At 66.2% G+C, this 24,212-nt stretch carries 13 protein-coding genes; 12 read left to right on the top strand and 1 reads right to left on the bottom strand.

Translation table 11 applies throughout. From position 1 onward, the window contains the following. The first annotated feature begins 31 nt into the window (after positions 1-31). The 8 genes from IPG50_11120 (at position 32) to IPG50_11085 (ending at position 17,743) form a co-directional block, all read left to right on the top strand. Positions 32-5,068: a glycosyltransferase gene (locus IPG50_11120; GenBank protein ID MBK6692744.1), complete on the top strand. Its 5,037-nt coding sequence runs from the start codon at positions 32-34 to the stop codon at positions 5,066-5,068. An 8-nt stretch (positions 5,069-5,076) separates the two neighbouring features. After that, positions 5,077-7,890, top strand: coding sequence for a hypothetical protein (locus IPG50_11115; protein ID MBK6692743.1), 2,814 nt, complete (start codon positions 5,077-5,079; stop codon positions 7,888-7,890). After that, positions 7,887-9,716: an AAA family ATPase gene (locus tag IPG50_11110; protein MBK6692742.1), complete on the top strand. Its 1,830-nt coding sequence runs from the start codon at positions 7,887-7,889 to the stop codon at positions 9,714-9,716. The genes IPG50_11115 and IPG50_11110 overlap by 4 nt, the downstream gene beginning before the upstream one ends. Before the next feature lie 170 nt (positions 9,717-9,886). Continuing rightward, positions 9,887-10,972 carry an AAA family ATPase gene (locus tag IPG50_11105; protein ID MBK6692741.1) on the top strand — a complete coding sequence of 362 codons (1,086 nt, stop codon included), beginning with the start codon at positions 9,887-9,889 and terminating at the stop codon, positions 10,970-10,972. Then, the gene (locus tag IPG50_11100; GenBank protein MBK6692740.1) at positions 10,969-11,568 is read left to right on the top strand and encodes a DUF4276 family protein; all 600 of its coding nucleotides are present in this window, start codon (positions 10,969-10,971) and stop codon (positions 11,566-11,568) included. Before IPG50_11105 ends, IPG50_11100 begins: the two co-directional genes overlap by 4 nt. Before the next feature lie 113 nt (positions 11,569-11,681). Then, positions 11,682-15,086, top strand: a complete 3,405-nt coding sequence (locus tag IPG50_11095; protein ID MBK6692739.1) for a hypothetical protein — start codon at positions 11,682-11,684, stop codon at positions 15,084-15,086. Between the two features lie 2 nt (positions 15,087-15,088). Further along, complete coding sequence (locus IPG50_11090) at positions 15,089-16,933, top strand: DUF1998 domain-containing protein (protein ID MBK6692738.1); 1,845 nt, start codon at positions 15,089-15,091, stop codon at positions 16,931-16,933. Between the two features lie 27 nt (positions 16,934-16,960). Next, on the top strand, positions 16,961-17,743 hold the full coding sequence (locus IPG50_11085; GenBank protein MBK6692737.1) for a phospholipase: 783 nt from the start codon (positions 16,961-16,963) through the stop codon (positions 17,741-17,743). 17 nt (positions 17,744-17,760) lie between these two features. On the opposite strand, the gene IPG50_11080 is transcribed toward IPG50_11085, so the two are convergent. Then, complete coding sequence (locus IPG50_11080; protein MBK6692736.1) at positions 17,761-17,976, bottom strand: hypothetical protein; 216 nt, start codon at positions 17,974-17,976, stop codon at positions 17,761-17,763. A 1,109-nt stretch (positions 17,977-19,085) separates the two neighbouring features. Between IPG50_11080 and IPG50_11075 the strand changes: the two genes are divergently transcribed. From IPG50_11075 to IPG50_11060, 4 genes are all read left to right on the top strand, one after another. Next, positions 19,086-20,162: a hypothetical protein gene (locus tag IPG50_11075; protein ID MBK6692735.1), complete on the top strand. Its 1,077-nt coding sequence runs from the start codon at positions 19,086-19,088 to the stop codon at positions 20,160-20,162. A 71-nt stretch (positions 20,163-20,233) separates the two neighbouring features. After that, entirely contained in the window at positions 20,234-21,907 is a 1,674-nt protein-coding gene (gene ettA, locus IPG50_11070; GenBank protein MBK6692734.1) for an energy-dependent translational throttle protein EttA, read from the top strand. Positions 21,908-21,953: 46 nt separating this feature from the next. Next, the gene (locus IPG50_11065; GenBank protein ID MBK6692733.1) at positions 21,954-22,550 is read left to right on the top strand and encodes a Uma2 family endonuclease; all 597 of its coding nucleotides are present in this window, start codon (positions 21,954-21,956) and stop codon (positions 22,548-22,550) included. Between the two features lie 58 nt (positions 22,551-22,608). Continuing rightward, positions 22,609-24,054 carry a hypothetical protein gene (locus tag IPG50_11060; protein MBK6692732.1) on the top strand — a complete coding sequence of 482 codons (1,446 nt, stop codon included), beginning with the start codon at positions 22,609-22,611 and terminating at the stop codon, positions 24,052-24,054. Positions 24,055-24,212: the final 158 nt, after the last annotated feature.

Genomic DNA, 24,212 nt, shown 5'->3' with positions numbered 1-24,212 from the left:
GGGCAAAGCGAATAGCGGGAAGAGATTCCTGTTGGTCGCCACCGAATGGGACTCATCCCATGGCGGCATCAGTACGTTCAATCGCCACCTCGCGCGCACCCTCGCGGAGGAGGGGCAAGACGTCGTTTGTCTCGTGCCGCGGCCGACCTCGGATGAGCAAGAGCGCGCGCGTGCCGTCAACGTGCGCCTCGTCGGCGCTCGACGCACCCTCGGCGACGACCTGCTCGCGCTTAGCCGGAAGCCGGACGACCTCGCGGACGTCGATGTGATCGTTGGCCATGCCCGTATCACCGGGCCTGCGGCGCTGGTCTTGAAGCAAGACCACTTTCCGAATGCCCGCTACGTGCACTTCCTTCACATGGACCCGGGCGCGATTGAACCCTTGAAGGGAGTGGCCGGACCCGAGCAGGAGTCCCGCGCGCAAACGCGGTACGACCTCGAACGCAACCTTAGCCAGCACGCCGACGTCGTCTTCGCGGTCGGACCTGAGCTTCGGAGGGCGTTCAGCGCTTGCCTGGCCGCACGAGAGCATCACCTTCACACCTTTGTTCCTGGGCTCTTCCCACGCACGTTGGCCGACAGGGCACCAGCCGAGCTCGACTGCCTACTGTTCGGCCGACTCGAAGACTTCAACTTGAAAGGTTGCGACCTCGCGGCCCTCGCTATGAAGGAGGTCGTCAAGCACCCAGACCTCGGAAACAGCACCTTCCGATTGCGAGGCGCCGCGCCCGGCACCGAGCATCAGGTGCGAGAGAGAGTCCAACAGCTCGCCGGAAGGGCGAGGGTCCGAGTTTTGACGTACACGAGCGACGCGAACGTCCTCCTTGGTGACATCCGTGCCGCGACGGTCGTGTTGGCAACCTCGCGTGAGGAGGGGTTCGGATTGACGGGGCTGGAGGCCATCTCCGAAGGTGTACCCGTTCTCCTGGGCAAGACGAGCGGTCTGGCGCAAGAGCTGCAGCGCGTCCTCCGAGAATCCGCCGGCGAATACGTGGTCGACCCGGAGGACGGCCCGGAAGTTCTTGCAAGCGCCATCGCTCGCATCATGAGGGACCCGGCAGGCGCAGATGATCGCGTGCGCCGATTGCGCAACGACATGGAGTCACATTTCAGTTGGGCCCGCTCGGTCCGCGAGATGTTGCGGGTTATCGAGGGCGGCGAGGCGTCGCTCCCCCGCCGCGATGGGGGCAGCGCGGCGCCCGTTGTGGAGAGCTTCTTAGACAAGTGCAAGGTGGACCTCCGACGCGCGTCCGCGCCCCTGCTGATGTGGCGTCAAATGGCGGACGGCGAAAGCTGGTTGAAACGCCCAGAGTTCGCGGCGCTTCTGAGCCCCGACCACCCAATCGTCGTATTGGTTGGTGATCCCGGTAGCGGAAAATCTGCACTGCTGTCGAAGTTCGCGGCGGAAGAGCTCGACGCTGGCGCGACGGTCTTGGCCATCAAGGCGGATCGTCTGCCGTCAACGGTGCATGACGCGACTACGCTCGCGACGGCAATCGGCTTCGTCGGCGATGTCGGCGCCACGCTCGCGGGTCTCGTGGGGACCGGGCCCACGATTCTGATTCTCGACCAACTTGACGCGCTGGCCGACCTCGTCGACCACCGCACCGAGCGGCTGAGCGTATGCCTCGACCTCATCGAACACGTTGCGCGTGCCGGGGTCCGGGTTGTGGTGTCGTCGCGTCCGGTCGATCTCGCTCACGACATACGCTTCGACAGACTGCAGTCCGCGCCACGCGTGACCCTCGCCCTGCCTCCCGCAAGTGAAGTGGCGCGGGTGCTCGAACGAGCGGGCGTGGCACCGGTTTCCGCCGAACTGCTCGAACACCTGCGGTCGCCGCAAGCTCTCACCGTGTTTCTGCAAATTCGTCGCGGCGCGGCGGCGCAGCCGCCGGTCGAGACGTATCAGCTGATGCTTGCTCGCCTGTGGGCCAGCGAGCTTGGCTCACCCGGTGACACCGACTTGGCTCTGGAAGCGGTCGCTTGCGCCGTCGCACGAGAGATGAGTGCCCGCGAGGAGCTGCGGATTGACCCAGCCGTCGCCGAACTGACCGAGCCGCAGGTCTTTGCACTCGAACGGGCCAACATCCTCGCGCGCGGTGATGACGGGCGCATCAGCTTCGTGCATCAAACCGTCTTCGAGTTTGCCCTCGCCCGGGACTGCCTCCGGACCGGCGGGCGCTTGGTGAACTTCGTGACCGGGCGTGAGCAAAGCCTTGGGGTGCGCGGCCACCTTCGCGCAACATTGACGCATCTTCGTGCTGCGGCTCCGGCGCGCTACCACGAGGAGTTGCGTGCTCTCCTCTCTATGCCGCCGCGAGCGCATGTCCGCGCGCTGCTGCTCGAAGTCGTGGGGGCCGCGGACGCACCGACACCCGACGAACTCGTCCTCGCAACGGCCACTCTGGGGGAGGCCGGTTGGGCTCGAGAGGTGTTGCTGCGCACCGTCGAGAAGAAGCGCGGCTGGTTCGATGCCTTCTACGACGTTCAACTTCCCACGATGATGAGCGGCCCGGATCCGTATCTTGCAGGCGGGCTGCTCCTTGCTGGGCTTACGCATTCCTTGCCGCGCGTGGCCTTTTTGGTTGAGGAACACTGGCTCCGCGAAACGGGGCGACACAGGGCGATCGCTACGCTCCTATGGGTGTGCGAGGACCCCTGGCCCGCCCAATTTGTCCCGTGGCTCGGCGCGATCCTCAAGGCTGGCGGCGTCGACGCCGACATGGTTGAGAGGCTGCTCTACACTGCGATCAAGCGTTGTCCTGAGGCCGCCATCGACATCGTGGAGCATCAGGTGTCTACGCTCGTCGCGAAGGCTTGTGCGGAGCTGCCGTCCGACACCGCTAAGGCCTATCGACGCGCGATTGAGCAGAGTGGACGGCTTCACTTTCTCGTGGACGCGGCGAACGCGGCGCCCGCTCTCTTCTTCGAGAGGGTGTTTCCCATCTTCGCGAGGGCGGTCGAGGCATTTGTGGAGGAGGCTCGGAGTGATCTCAGCTATGCGGATGACGAGCTAGACGAGACTCGCCCCACGTCGGAGTTCGGTGCGGTTCACGAGCTTGCTGCCGCCTTGCACGTCGGCGCCGAGGCCGTCGGCCGCGAGCCGATGACGCTGCAGGCCATCCTGGCTAAGTACCAATCCAGCAGCGCACTCGCCGTTCATCGCTTCCTTCAAATCGCGTTGCTCGCTGCGCCGTCCAGCGAGTCGGAAGTTGCGCTGGCATACCTTGAGAAAGATCCGCGACGGCTCGTTGTTGGCAACCACCAGAACCGCGAGGAGCAGTCGGTCGAGCTGTTGGGCTCGCTCGCGCAACGGTTGTCGGCGGATGCAGTCGGTCGGCTCGAAGCCAAGGTACTCGAGTCGAAGATCGACGAAGCTCTGCCTGGCTCGGACGAGCAGAGGAATGTCTACGCCGAGGAAAGCAACGCCGCGCATCGCGTGCGCCTCCTCCGCGCCCTCGGCTCGGCTCGCCTCTCGCAATCGAGCCAAACCTTCGTTGCCGTCCAGAGCGCTCGGCTGCCCGCGGACCTCCTCGAGCCGAGTCCATCGGTTCGCGCCAGCGCTATTGGTTCGCCGCTGACCGCTGATGAGCTGGCAAAGCTCCCGAACGACCGGATCGTCGCTACCTTTGCGCGGCTGCCGGACAGCACGGGCTGGCACGACCCAGACGACTGGACGGTCGGCGGAAGCATCCAGCTGTCGCAGGCACTCGCTGACTTTGCGAAGGCCAATCCGGAGCGTGCGATCCCGCTGCTCCAGGCCTTCCACCCCGCCACCCATGTCCAGCCCGTGGCTCATGCGATCACCGGGCTGGGCGAGGTGATCGAGCAAGCTCGGTTGGAGGAGCTGGTTCGCTCGCTGGCTGAGCGCGGCTTTGGTGCGTCTGAGCGTTTTCGCGTGGACGCAGCGAGAACGCTGGCACGTCGCATCTGGAATGGCGGGCGCCTTGCGCCGGAAACCGAGACCCTCGTCAGAAGCTGGGTTCGCGATGGTGATGCGCCTCCTCCCGACATTCGGGGGCCCGCGCAACCGGAGCGCCCCGCCCCGATTCTGTTTGGGCCTTCCGGTGGGCGCCTCCCGGAAGGGAACTACCCCCTCTTCGAACTCTTGACGCGCAGCTACCTGTCTACGCCAGAACCCCGGCCCGATGAGTGGGCTCAGTTCGTCCGCCAACACTTGGCGCGCCGCGAAGACCCGCACGTTTGGAAGTGCGTCGTGCGCGACGAATGGCGAGCGTTTGTCCGTCACGACAGCGCCGGCGACCTGCTCGCCGGCGTTTTTGAGGCATTTCCGGCCGTCCTTGCAAGTAAGTCGGGGGTGCGTCAGATCGCGCGCTTGGCGCCAACGCTTTCCGTCGAGCGCTTCTCTGAATGGCTCGCCCAACTGCGCGCGGCGGAGTGGCCACTTGCGGGCCAGGCGTACGGTGAGCTGCTGACTTGGGCGGCCACCCGGCCCGGGGCGCCAAACGCGATGACCGATGAGCTCGCAAGGGTGGTCGGAGCGGCTGTTGATGACGACCATGCCCAACACGAGGTCATTCTGGGGGTGGCCTACGTTCTCGGCGAGATCTGGCACATGCCTGAACGTCGAGCCATCGCGACGCGTCACATCGTCGCGCTCCTGCCCCGCGTAGACCACGAAGATATCGCTGGCGCGCTGCATCGAATGTTCGCCGAGCCCGCGTATTGTGACGCCGCGTCGCGACAGGTCCTCAACGCGTTCTGCGCGGCGCCGCGCGCGCTTGGCTTCGCCACCGGCGGCTGGGTCGTCGACACACTCCGCGACCTCATGGTGTGCGAGCCGGAGCTGGTCGTTAAGGTTGCGAACGCCTTAGTGGATGAGACGGCCCAGCGCCACCAAGGCGTCCTGTTCGCGAATGGGCGCTCGCTGGTCGATCTTGCACTTACCTTGGGTCGACTCGGCGAGCAGGTTCGCGAAGGCGCGCTCTTGCTCTTCGAGAAGTTGCTGGAGCACAACGCGTACGGCGCGCGTGACGCACTCGCAGCGATCGACGGGCGGAGAGCGCCAGGCGCTGCGCCCCCGCGGCGCCGCCGGCGATGGGCGTAGAGGGCGGCGTGGAGGAGCACATCTCGAACGCGAAGGCCGACGAGGCCGCCAAGGCGACGCAAGGTCGCGCGCAAGCAACTGCAGGCCGCGTGGTCGCCTGGCTCGCGCGCCATAAGACCACCCTGAAGCGTTGGCTCGATGTTCTGGTGCAAGCGACGGTCGCCGCGAGCGTGAGCCTCGTGGTGCTCCCTCGCATCGTGGAGCCCATCTACAACGTTGTGTCGCAGGCCTTGTGGGCGAGCTCGCCAATTGACCGGGCCGTTGCCATGCTTGTCGGCGGCGCCGCATTGGTCGGTCTAGCCATCCGCGCTCGCCGTGTTGTCGGCACCTCAAGGTCCATTCGTGCGTACCCGCCTACCTGGATCGCTGTGGCGCTCGGTCTCGCATTCGTCTTTGGGTTCTACGCGGCCTCGCAGATGGTTCGCGCGCACTACCCGGGATTGGGGAAGCCTGGGGTTGGAGGTGGCTGGGACGCCATCGCCCCCGTGGTCTTCCTTCTGATCGTGGGTGGTTGCGTCATCGCCGGCGTCCTCATTGCAGTAGCGCGCGAACGTCTTCGGTCCCGCGGAGCCAACCAATTGGCGGGCACGGCGAGCCCTGGGGTCTGGCAACTGCCCGCAGCGCCCGACGAACTGCGCCGCTGGCTCATGCTCGACACCCCCGTCGGCACCGCAGGCGAGGACGCATTCGGTCACGTAGCCGTCGCTCGGCGCATTGCGCGCCGTCTCTCAGGGCCGGGTCAACCGCCGTCGATTGCCGTCGTGGGTAGCCTTGGGGCGGGCAAGTCGACGGTGCGCGCGCTCGTGGAAGCTGACCTCAAGAACCATGCGCGCGTTCGGGTCGTCCGGATTTCGGCATGGCCGTACGAGACGACGTCAGCGCTGTTGGCCGGAGCGCTCCAAGAGCTGTCCAACGCGGTGCAGGCGACGGTGGGCACACCCGCGTTCGGGACTCTCTCGGAGGAGTACGTCACCGCCGTGGTTGGCGTGTCGGAGCGCTTCGACGCCTTGAAGGGGCTGGGCTCACTTCTCAGAGCTTGGAGCAAGCCCGTCCGGCCTGACCGGTTGCTCGCAGCCGTCGACGAGGTGCTTGTTGCCGTCGATCACACAGTCATCCTCTGGATCGAGGACCTTGAACGGTTCGCCGGCGTCGGCGCCGACGGAGGAGCGAAGGAAGACGAAAAGGCGCGAGAACGCCTAGCGCCCGTGCGAGCCCTGCTCCACCAGCTCCAGGAGACCCAACGCATCGGTGTCGTCGTGGCCACGACCTCACTTTTGGGTGGCTTCGACTTGGAGAAGATCGCCCGCTACATCGAGGACATCGACGGCATCGCGCCCGAGAAGGCGCTCGAGGTCATTCGCGGTGTCCGCAAGATGGTGCTGAAGGAGTGGGAGCAGAAGGGGGTAATCGATCCAGCCTCCGCCGAGGTTCGCGCGAAGTTCGAGTTGGCCCTCCGGATGGATTCGGCAACTGCGGCGCGCTGGGGGGTCGACCTTCGGGGCCGAGATGAGTGGGCTGGCATGCTGGCTTCATTGGCTAGGACTCCGAGGGCACTCAAGCAAGGACTTCGGGCCTTTGCGGAGGCATCTGCCGCGCTACCCGGTGAAGTGGACATCGACCACTGTCTCGCGGTGAGTCTAGTGCGGCACGTAGCACCGCACTTCTTCGGGGAGGTCTCCGTACGCGTGGACCGGCTGCGCACGCGTCGCGACTCGGCTTTTTCGTCGCGCCCGGATGACGTCGGCTCGGTGGCGTTGCAGGAACTCACTAGCGTCGCTCCGCCTGCGATGAGCGCGGGTCTAGTGCAGTTAGTCTCCAGGATCTTCAGGTCCCCCGACGGGGTGCCTCAAGGATTTCACGTGCTCGAGCCGGTGGACTATTGGCGCCGCTACCTTGCTCAAGGCTCGGACGGGGGTCTCTTTGACCAGGCCGTGTTGCAAGCGGTCGCAGCGTTCCCGGCCAAGGCCGCGCCCGCTGTCGCACTAGCGGGCGGCCCGATGGCGGACCAGTTCGAGCACTTCGCCCGGTTCGACGGGGCGACGACCCTTCGGTTCCTCGAGTGCGTGCTGGACGCGCTGCCGAAGCCGCTCGTTGAAGAGCGACGCGACCAGCGCGCACTGCTCGCAGCGTGGCGCCTGTGTCTTCGGGCCGAGCGCACCTCCGGCGCCTGGGACCAGACAGCAGCGGCTACAGTCCTTTGCTCCCGGGTTCGTGCCGCGGTTCCGTCCGACCTCTTGCTGGCGCACGAGCTTCTCTACCGTTTCGCCACGGAGGAGGAGACAGTTCGACCCTTGTTGACGCCCGCCGGTCGTTCGCTGGTTCGACGCGGGTTCGAAGAGGAGTTCGTTCGGCACTTTCGGGGCGAACCCGCCTTGCTCGCGGCGGCGCTAGCGAAGCGCGGCGATGTGCTCCTGGCATACCTCACGTGGGGAATCGACCGGGTTCGGATCCCCGACGACTCGCTCCCGTTCGCCGAGTGGCCCGCGTTTGCGTCCACTGTCGTAGAGGCGGTGCGCGTTGCGCCACAGACGATGGTCAGGCAGGTCGCATATCTCGTCACGGACGTCGAGAGTCGCGTCCTCACCGATGCGGCAAAGCCGACTGGCCAGTTTTCGGTGCAAAAGGCGCAAAAGCTCTTTGGCCATGCGGCGAGTGTGCTTGGTGCGCTCCCGAGCGAGGAGCTTTCAATGGACGACGCCACGCCCGAGCTGAAGGCCCGCGTTGAGGCGTTGTTCAATGCAGCCAAGTACGTCGGGCCGTCTGCGGCGAAAGCCTCCATCCCCTCGCAATCGCCAGACGACAAGGAAGGGAGCGAGCAATGAGGCTCACCGCGATTCGATTGGTCGACATCCGCGGCTTCGCAGGCGAGCACGTTGTCCCCATAGACGCCGGGCTCACCGTGCTCATGGGGCCCAATAACGTCGGGAAGACCACCCTCCTGCGTGCGCCGTTCCTCGGTGTCCCGCCATCGCGCGCGATGGGTGGCATTGCTGGTTTCGCCCGGAGCGCCGGCGGATCGTGCGCTGTCGCCGTGCAACTTGAGCTGAGCGCGGACGAGGTCCCGGGGCTCCTCGGCTTCACGCTGGCGCGAGTGGACGACATTCTCGTGCCCAATGGAGGCAGGGATGTGCCCCTCCATCATTGCGGTCAGTTCACGAACTGGAAGCAGGCGCCCCGAGTAGAGCTGGGAATGCGATGGGCTGGCGGCTCGGTCGAGCGCGTACTGCGCTTGCTTGGCGACCCCGGCGCGTACGTCGAGATCACCCCCGGGAACGTGCCAACGGCAGTCGTTGGGAAACGCAGCGGACAGGCGCGCGCAGACCACGGCTGGTTCGACGCAGCATGGCAGACGCTCGAGAGCGGCCGCTTGCCTGCAGCAACGTTCGCGTACTGGGAACACAACCCCGTGAACGACGACTGGTTGCAGCAACCCGTGACCCGCCGCTGTCTTGGGACTCGGGAGGACCGGCTTCAGGAGGTTCTGACGTTCTTGCGCCTCAAGTTCCCCGGAGAGTTCACGCGGATCGACGATGCTGTCCGCCGCGCGTTGCCCGAGCTGAACGGAATCGATTTCTTGGATTCCGGGTCGTCCTTTGCCTACCGACCAGGGTTTGTTCTGCCGACGCGGCCGCGTGCTCCGTTAGCGCGCGAAAGCGTCGGTGCCGGCGTGTGGTCCTTCCTCTGCATCATGGCAGCAGCGCGCTCGGCGAAGGCCACGGGCGCTCGCGTTCTCTTCCTCGACGAGCCGCACCTCCACCTTCACCCAGGGCTCGAACGTTTGCTCGTCGAGGAGCTAGTGGACCCCAAGAAGTGGGACGACGAGCCGCTGCAGATCGTCATGAGCACGCACTCGCCGACCTTCGTGAACGCGGCCGCCGAGCAGGGAACCCTGCACGTCCTCGGATGGCGCGACCGAGCGAAGGGCGAGCTTGAGTTCAAGACGCTGCCTGCGGGGGCGGGGATCGAGAGCGTGCTCGGTCCGTTCGTACGACCCAGCGACGTCCTCTACGCGTCAGCCGTCGTCTTCGTTGAGGGGCCGTCGGACGTCGGCGCACTTCGCATGCTGGCGCGGCATGTCGGTGCGCCGCCCGACGTTCGTTTCGTTCCACTGCGCGAGGCGGACGCGATGAAGTCGGAGCTTGGGCGCTACTTCTCCGTGATCGCGCAGGCACGCGGGCCAGGGATCCATACCCCTGCGGTCCTCGTCTTGGACGCCGACAAGAAGGCGACGTACGAGGCCGCGTGGGACAAGCTGGAACGCGACCGCGACCCTCGCAAGATGAGTCCGCTGGGGGTTGTGTTTGCGGGGCAAGATGGCAACGACCTCGAATCGTGCTTTTGCGACGCGCGGTTTCTCTCGGCCTACTTCGCTGGCGGCGGCACTAGCTCAAGTTCGTCGGTCCGAGTGATCCGCAAGTTCCTCGCGCGGATCAAGGAGACGGGTGACAAGGCGAGCAAGGGCTGCACCGCGATCCGGGCGCTGCACGCCAAGCTCCTCGGCGAAAACGACAACGACGGCACCAAGCTCGACGACCTCGAGAAGCTGATGGCGTTCTACCTGAAGAGTCCCGAAGCGGCCCATGCGGCGACTGTGCGCACCCGTCTGGAACCGTTGGAACAGGCCCTCAAGGCCCTACGCGGCGTGTGAAGGCGGGCGACCCCTGCCGGCTTGGCGCGCGCGTTCCCTGCTCGCCCACCCGGCCGCCGCCCCGGCTCGCCATGCTACCGTGACGAATCCACGCAACCTTTCCCGCGGCACCGCCGAAGGAGAGGACTGTGGACAACCTCGCAGCCCGCCTCGACGACGAAGAGTCACCCATGCCCGCCACCGTGAACCGCCTCCGCGCCAAGGGGTTCAAGTCGATCGCGTCGGTCGACCTGGAGTTGCGGCCGCTGAACGTTCTCATCGGCGCGAACGGTGCCGGCAAGAGCAACTTCGTCGGCCTCTTTGCGTTGCTGGGTCAGCTCGTCGAGGGCAAACTTCAGTCGTGCATCAAAGCGCAGGGCGGCGCAGACGCCATCCTCACGAACGGACTCAAGCGCACACAACACCTGGAGATCGACGTTTCGTTTGCGAGGGACGAGTACAAGGCTCGTCTCGCCGGCGAGGCGGACGGGAGCCTGCACTTTGAGCACGAATCGGCGAGGTGGCACCGGACGCCCGGTCTGGCGCCATTCGTTGTGGACCTCGGCGCAGGTCACACCGAAAGCGCGCTGCTCGCAACGGAACGAAAAATCGCTGCAATCGCGCTCCACAGGATGCGCGAATGGCGCGTCTTTCACTTCCACGACACGTCGGCGTTTGCCAGCGTGAAGCTTGCTGGTTCGCTTCACGACAACAAGGCGCTTCGCGCCGACGCGGGCAACCTTGCCGCGGTCCTCTATAAGCTCCAGAAGACGAAGCCCAAGGACTACCGCCAGATCGTGGAGACCATCCGCCAGGTCGCACCATTCTTCGACGACTTTAGCCTTGAGCCCGATCGGCTGTCGGCTGACGAGCAGATCCGGCTCGAGTGGGCCGCCGTGGGCACGGATGCGTATTTCAACGCCAGCTCGCTGTCCGACGGCACCCTTCGCTTCATGTGCCTCGCCACGCTCCTTCTTCAGCCCGAGCCGCCGAGCGTCATTCTTATCGACGAGCCGGAGCTCGGCCTCCACCCCTACGCCATCAACGTCTTGGCCGCTTTGCTGGAGACGGCGTCACATCACTCGCAGATCATCGTGTCGACGCAGTCGGTCACACTCGTGAATCAGCTCGTGCCGGAAGACCTCATCGTCGTCGATCGGGAGCCTCACGGGTCCACGTTCCGCCGACCGAATGAGGCCGAGCTCGCGGCATGGCTCGAGGACTACGCCTTGGACGAACTCTGGGAGAAGAATCTCCTTGGGGGCCGACCGAAGTGAGAAAGGTTCTGTTGCTCGTCGAAGGGCAGACGGAAGAGGCCTTCGTCAATCAGGTGCTCGCCCCCGCGCTGCTGCCCGTGAATGTCAGTGTGATACCGACGGTGGTCGTGACCAAGGTGGTGCGAGGCCAAGCCAGTCGCAGGGGCGGCTTTCCTTCGTACGAGAAGGTGAAAAGGGACCTCCAGCGGCTTCTGAACGATTCGAGCGCGGCGCTCGTGACGACGATGTTCGACTACTACGCGCTGCCCCCAACGTTTCCAGGCATGGCCAATCGGCCAACCGGTCTGCCATCCTTTGACCGTGCGCGCCATGTGGAGGCGGAGCTTGAGGCGGATCTCAAGCATCCAAGGTTTCGAGCCTATCTCTCGATATACGAGTTCGAAGCCGCACTATTCGCGGACCTCGAACGTTGCCCGTTCTTGGAGGCACGAGCAGCGAAACGCTTGGCCTCCGCCCGCGCGGGGGCGTTGACGCCCGAGCACATCAACGACAGTCCTCGACCGCGCCATCGAAGCGAATCCTGGCGGCCTTTCCGGACTACCAGAAGGTCCTCCACGGCGTGCAGGGGACGCAGGCGATTGGACTCCCCAAGCTAAGGGCCGAGTGCCCGCATTTTGGCGACTGGGTAGCGGCGCTCGAGGCTGCGTAGGCCCGCGAAGGCCCCTCGCAAGCATTGTCCTTCCCCGCCACCTGGGCGACGCTTGCCCGAATGCCGACGTCGACCGAAATCCGTGCGTCTCTTGTGGCCGCGCTCAAGGCCGATCTCATCGGTCCTTTCGATGTGGCGGGGTCTGGCGTTGAGCTTCTCCCGATCGCGCCCTCGCGTTGGTACCTGACGGGGTTCCTCGCGCCGCAGGCCGACCGCGACACGAAAGACCCGGAAGATCAGGACGACACGCCGGGCTCGACCCTTACCGACGAAGACGAGAACGAACCCGCCGCCGAGCAGGAGCCAAAGCAGAAGGCCACCTTCCCTGCCTCCATGGGCCTATCGGTGCTGCTCCCCGCCGGGGCGAAGGGGCGCGCGGCGGCGGACCACGTCACCGTCACCGTCTCCTTCGCCGAGTACATCCGAGAAGACCGGGACCAAGGCGCGCAGACGGACGACGCGCCGAGGCGGCGCTACGCGTGGCGCCGTGTGCCGCAGCCACCCCGCACCGTCCGATTGGCACTCGACAGCGCGAGCATCGAAAAAGGGATCAGTCTGCCCGACACGCCGTCGATTCGTGTCTGCGGCAAGCTCGAGCTCGTCGACGCGCCCGGGCTCTCCGAAATGTCAGGCGCGCGCGCCTTGTCCGTCTTCGTCGTCAACGAACGCCAGCCCGGTGAGAAGGGCAGGGTCGACGAGCAGTTCATGTTTCAGGTGGCGATGGAGCTGAGCTGCGAGAGCGGCTTTCTCGCGCGCCCCAACCGCCAAGGCGAAGGCACAGGCGAAGCCGACGACGAGACGTCGGATCTGCAGTTCCGCAATCACTTCGAGTGGGGCGTCGGACATGGTGTCGCCGTGGAAGCGCCAGCCGTCGATGGCGACGGCCGCGTCACGCGGCTTCGGACGACGTGGCTGCCCGAGAGCGCCGTCGCGCCCGTCGTGACCCACGACGAGCCCGAGGTCGTCACCAACATGGACGACCTCGCGGAGCTACCGCCGTCCGAGTTGACGGCGCGACTCACGCCGCTCGTGATGGCCTACGGCGCATGGATCGAGGGCCAGGCGACGATCGCCCTCGAGGGTGACGCGCGCAACGCTCGGCGCAAGTCGCTGCTCCAGAACGCGAAGCGCGCCAACGAACGCATTCGCGCGGGCATTGCGCTCCTCGCGGACGATGCCGAGGTCCGCGAGGCGTTCCAGCTGATGAACCGCGCGATGGCGTCGGCCGCGCGAAAGCGAAGTCCCCATCGGTACGTGGGCGACAAGAAGCCGTCGTGGCGCCTTTTTCAGCTCGCGTTCGTGCTGATGAACCTCGTGGGCGTCGCGAACGAGACGCATCCTGATCGGGAAGAGGTCGAGCTCATCTTCTTCCCGACGGGCGGTGGCAAGACCGAGGCGTACCTCGGCGTCATCGGCTTCTCGCTCCTTCTTCGACGCCTCCGCGGGCAAGAGCGACCCGACGGCGGCCTCGGCGTCGCCGTTCTCCTCCGCTACACGCTCCGACTCCTCACGCTCGACCAACTCGGCCGCGCGGCGACGCTCATCTGCGCGCTCGAACTCTTGAGGCAAGCGGAGCCAAAGAAGCTCGGCGACGTTCGCTTCTCCGTGGGTCTTTGGGTCGGCCGTTCGGCGACGGCCAACACGATGGAGCAAGTGAAGAAGCTCGTCATCGAATACAAGAACAGCGCCTCGAAGAGCGCGTCGTCGCCTTTCCCGCTCTCGACTTGCCCGTGGTGTGGCGGGGCGCTCGGCAAGGACAGCCTCGTCTTGGGGCCCAACCGAAGCTCACCCGAGGAAGTCGTGGTGAGCTGCGTGTCGCCGGCCGGCGAGGCGCCCAGCACGTGCGAGTTCAGTCCGAAGAAGAACCGCGAAGGCATTCCCGTCGTGTTCGTCGACGAGCAGATCTACCGCGAGCTGCCGTGCTTCATCGTGGCGACCGTCGACAAGTTCGCGATGCTGCCCTGGCGCGGCGAGACGGGCATGCTCTTCGGCCGAGTCCACGCTCGCGACGACAAGCGCTGCTTCGGCCCGATGGACAAGGCGCCAAAGGGCGCCACGCTGGTTCCCTCCGGGTTTCGGCCTCCCGAGCTCATCGTTCAGGACGAGCTTCACCTCATTTCAGGTCCGCTCGGGACGATGGTCGGTCTCTACGAAACCGCCATTGAATGGCTGTCGTGTCGCGACGAAGCCGGAAAGACGATTCGCCCAAAGATCATCGCGTCAACGGCGACGGTGCGGCGCGCGCGGCAGCAGATTCACGCGCTCTTTGGCCGCGGCGCCAGCCAGGTCTCGATGTTTCCACCGCCCGCCGTCGACGCGGCCGAGACGTTCTTCGCCACGCGTGATGAGAAGGCCGCGGGTCGGCTGTACGTGGGCGTCGCGGCGCCCGGTCGACCGCTGAAAGCGATCCTCCTCCGAACCTACGTGGCTCTGCTCGGTGCCGGACAGAAGCACTTCGACGCGAAGGGCGGGGACGACCAGCCCGGCGACGCGTACATGACGCTCGCGGGATACTTCAATAGCCTTCGCGAGCTTGGTGGCATGCGTCGGCTCGTCGAGGATGACGTACGAACGCGCCTCGCCGACCTGGAGAAGCGCGTACCCGACGACGCGGTCGGCGCTCACGCGTGGGGCCGCGCCCGGAGCATCCACATGCCGGTCGAGCTGACGTCGCGCGAGAAGGCCGGCGATATCAAGGACGCGAAGGCGCGCCTCAGTCGACCGCACGCGAGCAAGGAGCACGTCGACGTGCTGCTGGCGTCGAACATGATCTCCGTCGGCGTCGACATCGACCGCCTTGGTCTGATGGTCATCGCGGGGCAGCCGAAGACGACGAGCGAATACATCCAGGCGTCGAGTCGCGTCGGAAGGCAGCACCCAGGGCTCGTGGTCACCTGTTTCAACGTCCGCCGTCCGCGCGATCGGTCTCACTACGAGCGCTTCGCCGCGTACCACCAGAGCTTCTATCGCTACGTGGAGGCCACGAGCCTCACGCCGTTCTCGGGCCCAGCGCTCGAGCGCGGTCTCTCCGGCACGCTCGTCGCGATGACGCGCCTGCGCGACAGTCAGATGACGCCGCCGTCGGCCGCGATGGACATTGAGGCCCATCGAAAGCTCGCCGAGGCGTGCGTGGAAGAGATCGCGCGCCGTGGCGGCGCTCAAGCCGAGGACAACGAGGACTTCGCGAAGGTGAGCCAATCGCTCCGCGATCGGGGGATGAAGATCGTCGAAGCGTGGACGAAGCTCGTGAAGGAAGCACGCCACGAGGCGGCCGCAAAGCGCTCGTATTCGCAGTTCGACCGTGACAAGACCGCGGGCCGACCGCTCCTCTGGACGGCCATCGACGACAACAAGCCCGACGTGAACACCGACGAGGGTCGCTTCATCGCGCCCACGTCGATGCGAGACGTGGAGCCGTCGGTGCACCTTTGGGTCGAGCGTCGCGTGCTCGGGGGAAGGCGCTAGCCATGGGGGAATTTCGCAGAGGCACGTACGAGCCACCGAACGGCACCGTTCGGCAGAGCCAAGTTGTGACGACGTTCGGGCCCGGCGCGATGGTCGACTTGCTCACCGACGCCGTTCTCATGGGCGGCCTCGACTTCTGGAGTTACGACAAGGCGCACGGCGTTCCGCACATCGAAGAGCCGCGCCTGCGCGACTCCATCGTGGAGCGGTTCAAGCAGCTCAATCGAGACCTCAGCCAAGAGCAGCCGTTTCGTGCGCCTCCGGTGGGCAACGATCGCGAGCCGAGCAAGTTCGCGGGCATCGGTGCGCTCGAGTTTCCGCAGTGGTTCGTCTGCCAGAACGCGAAGTGCCGTGCGCTGATGCGCAAAGGCGGCCTCGAGCGCAAAGGCACGCGCTACTGGCACCAGTGCGATCGGACCCACAAGCAAGAGTGCGTGCCCGTCCGCTTCGTGACCGCGTGCAAGCGGGGCCACATCGACGAGTTCCCGTGGATCCTCTTCGTGCACGAGATCCAGAAGGCTGCGCGGTGCGCGTCGCCGGCGTTGACCTTCGAGGAGGGCGCCACCGGCGACTTCAACGACATCTGGATCCGGTGCGCGTGTGGCCAGCGCGCCAAGCTGAGCCAGGTGCAGGGCGGCAAGCTGCTCACGTGCCGCGGCGAACGGCCGTGGCTAGGCTCTCAAGGAAGGGAGAGCTGCGAAGAGGAGGCTCGACTGCTCGTCCGCACGGCGAGCAACTCGTATTTTCCCCAAGTCGTCAGCGCGCTGTCGATCCCTGATCCGGCTGGTGAGCTTCAAGAGAAGGTTCGCTCCGTCTTCGACGTGCTGAAGACCGCGACCAAGGAGCTTCTGCCTCACTTCCGAAAGATTGAGAAGGTGCGGATCGCGCTCGAAGGGTACGCGGACGACACGGTGCTCGCCGCCGTGAAGGCGATTGAGGACGGGCGACCGCTCACATCGGGGCCGCTTCGAACAGCGGAGTTCAAGCAGCTCGTTCAAGCGAAGCCCGAAGTCGCCGGTGACATCCCAGCGGTGGACGAGAAGTTCTTCGCCCGAAAGGCCAAGGTGAAGGGAGGCCTGCCCAGCGGCGTCGCGCGGGTTGTTGTCGCGGCGAAGCTCCGAGAGGTAGCGGCGCAACTTGGCTTCACGCGCCTCGAGCCCGTTAGTCCTGATCTGCAGGGCGAATACGATCTGGGCGTGAAGACCGCCGCCCTCGGGCTCACGACCAACTGGCTTCCCGCGTCGGAGATCCGTGGCGAAGGTGTCTTCCTTGAACTCGACGAGACAGCGGTCCGCGAGTGGGAGGAGCGCGACGTCGTGAAGGAGCGCAACAAGGAGCTCTGCGCGGGCTACGACGCGTGGGCCCGAACCGCGGAGGCCCCGCCGCCGTTTCCGGGCGCGCGGTTCTATCTGCTTCACTCGCTCTCTCACTTGTTGATGAACGCGATCTCGCTCGAGTGTGGCTACGCTGCGAGCGCCATCCGCGAACGAATCTACTGCGGCCCGTCGGCGAAGGACCCGACGCCGATGGCGGCGATTCTGCTCTCGACCGGCACGTCCGGTACCGAGGGCACGCTCGGCGGCCTCGTCGAACAAGGTCGGCAGATTCGCGCGCACTTGCAGAAGGCGTGGGACATGGGGCGTCTCTGCTCGAACGATCCCGTGTGCGGCACGCACTCGCCCCACGGTGATCACGCGGAGCGCTTCCTAGAGGGCGCCGCGTGCCACGGCTGCCTCTTCGTCGCGGAGTGCAGCTGCGAGCGATTCAATCGCTACTTGGACCGCGCGCTCGTTGTGCCTTCCATAGGGCATTCGGCCGACCTGGCCTTCTTCTCAAAGCGACCCTGACGAACGGGACCGGAGCCAAACAGGATCATGACGGTAGGGTGGGGGCTCAGTCGTGTCTCGTTGCCGCAGCTTGAGCAGCTCGTGGCCTTGGTCGAACAGGGGCGGCTCGAATGCCCCCTCACAGTGGCGGACTTGGTCGATGCCGGGTTCCGCGCCGCAGCACCCGACCTCTCCGTCGCCCTCGATGGCGCTGATCGAGTCGGTGTCCTCGGCGCTCTCCGCGTTGCCGTTGCGGAACGCATCCATCGGCCGCCGCCGCGACTCGAACTGGTCTGGACCGGCCCCGAGACGCACGCGAGTGTGTCGCTCAGCACGGGCCTCGTCGTGGAGCGGCTGTTCAAGGGGGCGACGCAATCAATCATCGTCGGCGGATACCGCTTCGACCGGGCGGAGATCTTGGAACCGCTTTGCCGAGCGATGAGCGAGCGTGGCGTCACGGTGACGATGTTCATCGACATCGATGAGAAGACCGACGACCCGGCGCAGGGCGACGCGTTCGCGACGGCGTTCGTGGATCGGTGGTTTCGCGAAGTGTGGCCGCAAGGTGCCCCGCGGCCTGACGTCTATTGGGATCCACGAACCGCCATTCGCGGCGACGTGCCCGGTCACGAGTGGGCGACGCTTCACGCGAAGTGTGTGGTGGTCGACGACGAACGCGCGCTCGTGACCTCAGCGAACTTCACGGATCGCGGACAGACGCGAAACATTGAGGCAGGCGTGCTCATCGCCGACCCGGTCTTCGCGGAGCAGCTCGCAGGGCAATGGAGACTGCTCGTCAGCGAAGGGCTCGTGCGGAGGTATGTGGGGTGACGCTCGGACCGGTGGCGCTAGGAGGCGCGCACCTCGAATGGGAGCCAGCCGAGCTCCGTCGCGCCCTCAAAAACCTGAACCGTCCATGGGCCGAAGGCGGTGAGCGCGAACTTGAGACTGATGGCGGTCGTCGTCGTGACCGAGGAAGTGTCCACGCGGATGCCGAAGTCTTGCTGCAGGACGGGGGCGCCGTCGGGCTGACGAAGAATTGCGGTCAGTCGGACTGTGTCCACCCCTGTTCTCGCTTCCGCGGACATCCAGGTGGGAGCCAACGTGCACGGAGACCACTAGCGCGCAGAACACGTCGGCTGGCAGCTGCACCGCGATGAAAGAAATGCCAGCTCCGAGGGCGTAGATGAGCCCGTTGGGCGGCGTGCGGGCGCACTCAGCGAGATAGAGGCTCGTCAGACGGAGGCCGTCGTGAAAGGGGGCGTGATGCACGTGGCGCGCGGGGGGAGGGCGCAGGGGCTGCTTGTCGGGGAGCGTCCAGTCAAGTAGCGCGAAGGGAATTGCCGACCCTCCACCCCCGCCGCCGGTGCCCGGGGCCGTGCCCGCCTGCCCAGCGGTGGAGAACCTTGTTGGTCCTCCGTGACCGCCCGGTCCGCCGAGGGCGCCGCGGCCGAGTGCGCCACCGCCCCCGCCGCCGGCCCCGATGGCGCGCCCACCCTCTCCACCGAGTGAAACGACCGCGTTCCGCAGATCAAAAACGTCGCCTTCGAATGATGCGCGGATGGCCTCGTTCGCTTGGGCGTCAGTCAATCCGGGGCTGGCGACCGCAGGTCGGAGCTGCTCCTCTTTCCATTGCAGCAAGACGTCCGCCGGGTAGTTGGCCACGAGTTGAAGCTCGTCGATTTGAGCTGCATGCGGAATGCACAGGAGAATGAGGTTCGCGCCCGCGCGATTCTCCTCCGCTGATTGGCGCGGATCCCACCGCGGCCCACCCTCGGAGCGCGCGGCGATGTGCGCGACGCGAGAGTTCAGGGTGAAAGTGGTGCCGGCTCCCTTGTAGAGCGGCTCGCGGCACCCAGGAAAGCCGCAGGCGGAGGCGCAGCCATAGAGTTGCTTGACGGTAGCTACCGTCGGTTCTGGGTGAACGATACCCACGGGAAAATCTTACCTGGTGGAGACGAGCGGCATTGAACGCGTTCGTCCTAGGTCGCCGTGGGCTTCAGCGAAGTCTGCCCAGCGCCCGAACCTCATTTTGCCCACACCTGCGCCGGAACACTCCGCGGCACGGCCTGGGAAATCGCGGTGGGGCCTCGGCGTTCACGTGCCCGATGTCGCGGATTTTTGCTGCGAATCTGTTGCGAATCCTGGCCCGACGCTTGCGTTGCCTTTGGGCATGAGATGTCTGTTGCTCACTGATCTCGACGCTGTGGCCGGTGGTGCGGAGCGCGTGCCGCTTCCGCGGCCTCGGCCCTTCGGGGACGTGGATACGGCGGGCAACTTCTCACCGGGCCGCGCCAACATGACCTTCAACGACCTTGCGCAGGGCCGCGCCGAGGCCGACGCAGACAGCCGCTCGGCGGCCTTCCTGCGCGACAATCCCCGCGCCGACTACGTGGCCTACGACGGCCGGACCACGGGTGGCGACACTGTGTCGGGAGCCTACACGCGGCACACGATGGAGCGCGACGAGGCGCGCCTCCGAACGGGAGAGGCCAATGGCTACGACGGCTCGTTGAGCCGGAGCGAGAGCGGCGCCATCGTTCGCGAGCATAGCGATCCGTTCACGGGCGGCGCCGCGCCGACGCCGCAGTCCCTCATCGATCAAGACTTCCGCGCCCTTGGTCCCTCGCCCCAAGAGCGCATCGACCGCGGCTTCGACGCCTTCCAAGGTGGCGGCGCGGCGCCGACGACAGGCGGCGACGGGGCTGGCCTCACCCGCGGACTTGGTCGCGCGGAGGGCGCGGCAGAAGGCTCCGCGGACGGCCTCTCCGGCTTCGGCAACGCGACCCCGCAAGAGCGAATCGACGGGAGCTTCTCGAACCTCGGTGAGGCGACCGCCCAACAGCGCGTCGACGACTCCTTTGGTTCGCTCGGCGGCACGGCGCAGGGGTCCGAGCAGAGTTACGGCCAGGGATACGATCAACCGTTCGATCAGGGGTCGCAGCAGAGTTCGATGCTCGGCGCGCAACAGGAAAACCAGCCCGAATATCAGCAGGGGTACCAGCCCGAATACCAGCCCAGCCGGAATATCAGCAGGGCGCCACGACCTACGAACCGACGTACACGCAACCGGAGACGACCTCGTACCAGCCGGACACGGAGACCTACGAGCAGACCACGCAGTCATCCACGACCGAGTCTTCGTACGAGGAGCCCTCGTATTCGAGCTCCGAGACCAACACTTCGAACGACGCGACCTCCGAGGGCGCGTACGAACCCTAAAGGGAGGGGGCCCTACTCCTCGCGCTGACTTGCGCTATCCTGGCCGGCCCTTCGGCCGCCGCTTTCGGCGCCGCCGGAGGCAGCGAGCCCCGAGGAGCCATGGATTACATCTTCACGATGCGCGGAGTGAGCAAGGTTCACCCGCCGGACAAGAAGGTTCTCGAGAACATCACCCTCGCGTTTCTTCCGGGCGCCAAGATCGGCGTCATCGGCTCCAACGGCTCAGGCAAGAGCAGCCTTCTTCGCATCATGGCCGGTGTCGACAAAGACATCTACGGCGAGGCCAAGGCCCACCCGGGCATTCGCGTCGGCTACTTTGCGCAGGAGCCCGAGCTCGGTGACGCGAAGACCGTGCGTGAGGCCGTCGAGCTCGGCGTCGCCGAGGTGAAGAACCTCATCACCGAGTTCGAGGCCGTGAGCAACTCGCTCGGCGAGCCCATGAGCGACGACGCCATGGAGAAGGCCCTCGCGCGGCAAGGTGAGCTCCAAGACAAACTCGATGCCGTCGACGCGTGGAACATCGACCAGAAGGTCGACGTCGCGATGGACGCGCTGCGCTGCCCATCGCCCGACGCGGAGATCGCGCACCTCTCCGGCGGCGAGAAGCGGCGCGTGGCCCTCGCGCGCATCCTGCTCGAGAGCCCCGACATGCTCTTGCTCGACGAGCCCACGAACCACCTCGACGCCGAGAGCGTCGCGTGGCTCGAGCGCTTCTTGAAGGAGTTCAAGGGCACCGTCGTGGCGGTGACGCACGATCGCTACTTCCTGGACGACGTCGCCGAATGGATCTTGGAGCTCGATCGCGGTCGCGGCATTCCCTTCAAGGGGAACTACTCGGGTTGGCTCGAGCAGAAGAGCGCGCGCCTCGCCCAAGAAGAGAAGTCGGAGAGCGCGCGGCAGCGCAAGCTCAAGCAGGAGCTCGAGTGGGTGCGTGCCAGCCCGCGCGCGCGCCAAGCCAAGAGCAAGGCGCGCCTCTCGGCCTACGAAGAGCTCATGGCGAAGTCGTCGCAAGCCGTCGCCGAAGGCGCCGACATCAGCATCCCTGCCGGGCCGCGGCTCGGTGATGTGGTCATCGAGGCCGATCATCTCCAGAAGGGCTTCGCCGATCGTCTCCTCATCGACGACCTCACGTTCCAGCTCCCGCGGAGCGGCATCGTCGGCGTCATCGGCCCCAACGGCGCCGGCAAGACGACGCTCTTCCGCATGCTCGTCAACGAAGACAAACCCGACGGCGGCGCCCTCAAGGTCGGCGAGACGGTGAAGGTCGCGTACGTCGATCAGAGCCGCGAGTCGCTCGGCGCCGACAACACGGTCTTCCAGGAGATCTCCGGCGGCGAGGAGAAGATCTCCCTCGGCGGCAAGAAGGAGGTCTCCTCGCGGGCCTATTGCTCCTGGTTCGGCTTCAAGGGCGCCGATCAGCAGAAGAAGGTCGGCACGCTCTCGGGCGGTGAGCGAAACCGCGTTCACTTGGCGAAGCTCCTCAAGGAAGGTGGCAACCTCCTTTTGCTCGACGAGCCCACGAACGATCTCGACGTCGACACGCTTCGCTCGCTCGAGGACGCGCTGAGCGAGTTCCCCGGGTGCGCCGTCATCATCAGCCACGATCGCTGGTTCCTCGATCGCATCGCCACGCACATCCTGGCCTTCGAGGGCGACAGCCACGTCGAGTGGTTCGCCGGGAACTACCAGGCCTACGAAGAAGATCGGAAAAAGCGCCTCGGCAACGCGGCCGATCAGCCGCACCGCATCAAGTTCAAGAAGCTGCGCGCCTGAGGCTGGCACCGGGCGCTGCGCGGAACCCTTGCTAGACTGAGGACTCATGGCCGACCCGGCGCGCAAGCGAGCGACGTACGCAGATGTCCTCGGTGCGCCCGAGGACATGGTTGCGCAGGTGCTCGACGGCGAGCTGCATCTTCATCCAAGGCCGGCGCGCCGTCACCTCCGCGCCGCGTCCGCGCTGGGGGGCCACCTCTACGGCGCGTTTGACGCCGGACACAACGGTCCCGGCGGTTGGGTTGTCGTGTTTGAGCCAGAGCTTCATCTGGGCTCCGAGCCCGACATCGTGGTGCCCGACATTGGGGCTTGGCGCGACGAGCGATACCCCGGCGACGTGGATGACGACGACGCGTTCTATCGTGTGGCGCCCGACTGGGTCGCCGAGGTGCTCTCCACGAGTACGGCGCGCGTCGATCGCGTCAAGAAGATGCCCATCTACGCGCGTGAAGGTGTGGGCCACGTCTGGATCGTCGACCCACGTGACCGCACCGTGGAGGTGTTTCGCCTCACGGGCGACGCGTACGTGCTCGCAGCGAGTTGGGCCGGCGAGGAATCGCCAGCGACGCTCGAACCCTTCGCGGAGGTCTCCATTCCGCCGGCAGCGTTTTGGGGCAAGAGGCGCCGTGGAAGCGCGCCTTAGGCGCTTTGTTTCGTGAGGTCCCGCGATTGAAGGGGGGCCGCGCGTGTATCTTTCGCAGGTGAGTTCGCGAGCTGTCCTTGGCGGTGCGCTCGGAGTTGCGTCTGCAGCGGCGTTTGCGTGGGCATGCCTCAGGCCGACGCAGATCACGTTGCAGCTAACGACAGACGTGACGTGCGCTGACCTTTTGAGCACGTCGATCTACAACGGGAGCGCGAGCGGCGCCGACGCGATTCCGTTCACGACGACGACGGACTGCACCGAGGGTGTGACGCGGACCATCGGTACGTTGGTCTTGGCGCCCAGCGGCAGCAAGAGCGACACGGTCACGGTGACGATCGTGGCTGGCGTGAAGGTTCGCAGTGAAACGTGCACGTCGGCAAACAACTTTCGCGAATGCATCGTGGCGCGGCGGAAGGTTCGGTACTCGGAGCACCAGCCGCTGGAGGTGTCGGTATTTCTGGCGAACGCGTGTCGCGGGATCGTGTGCCCCGACGGCCAGACGTGTGTGCCTTGCGAGAAGGAGCCCTGCACCGTCGCCGCGACACCCCTCTGCGCACCGCTCGCCGCGGTCGACGTGTGCGATCAACCGGGGTCGAACTGCGCACCGGCGCCCGCGCCCGTGTCGAGCGGCGACGGTGCCTCGGATGTTCCCACCCCGCCGGTCGCGCCGCCGCGAGACGCGGAGGTGGTGATCGATGCCGCGGGGAGTGACGGGGGCGTGTCGCCGTTTCGCCTCTTGGTTTCTTCGCCCGAGCAGGTCTACGGCCTCGGCGTTGAGGGCCAGGACCTCTACTGGACGCGCAATCAACAGCTCTGGAAGGCCAACCTCGCTTCGCTCTTGGTGGATGCCGACGCGGGCGTCACGGTGGCAGCGCCCGGGTCGCCAGGCTATCGGGGCGTTGACGTCGTCGACGGTGCGGTCGCGCTTGCGCTAGCGGACCCAACGTCGTGCGGCACGGTGTTCTATCCGGGGGGCGCTAGCGCGACACGGCAGTTGGACTGCCCGCCGTCCCCGGGAAGGGGTGGGCGAGGCATCCTGTTCGCGCCGCCCGGTTCCGGAGACGTCGTCCTCTCCACCGCGGCGGGGCTCTCGAGGTACAACACGGATGGGGGAATCGGCGCGCCCTATGGCTGCACGACGAGCTACTTAAGGGGCGTGCGCGTGGGCTCGGTTCTCACCACGGCGTCCGGCGTCTCGGACTCCGGGATCCGGAGCCAGCTCGGGTTCAGCGGCATGCCCGGTGTCTGTCTGTCGAGCCAACCCGGTCCCCCGGGCGAGACGCTCGTCGCGCTCGCCATCACGCCGAACAAGGCGAACTACGTCACGACGCTGAGCGGCGTTGTTTACAAGCAAGCGCTTCCAGGCGCTCCTTGGGTGCCCCTTGGCACCCTCACGGGGACGGAGGACCTTCTGGCCGTGAGCCCGGGAAACTCGAACACCATTCATCTCCTCGTCGCCGCCAAAGACGGCATTTGGATCGCTGAGAACCTCCCGGAGCCCTAGCGGCGCGGCGCCAATGCGCCCCGGCTGACCTTGCGGCACGGCGCAGGACCTGCGCCCGCATCGTCGCTTAGGGCTCGATGTTCGCGACGATCAAGCGCGGGCCGCCGCTGGTCTGACTGTTGCGTCGCGCCCGGCGGCGCCACCGTTGGGGGAGGGCG

It is taken from the genome of Myxococcales bacterium (assembly GCA_016703425.1).
Taxonomy (GTDB): Bacteria; Myxococcota_A; Polyangia; order Polyangiales; family Polyangiaceae; genus JADJCA01.
This window is presented reverse-complemented; position numbering and strand designations above follow the sequence as displayed.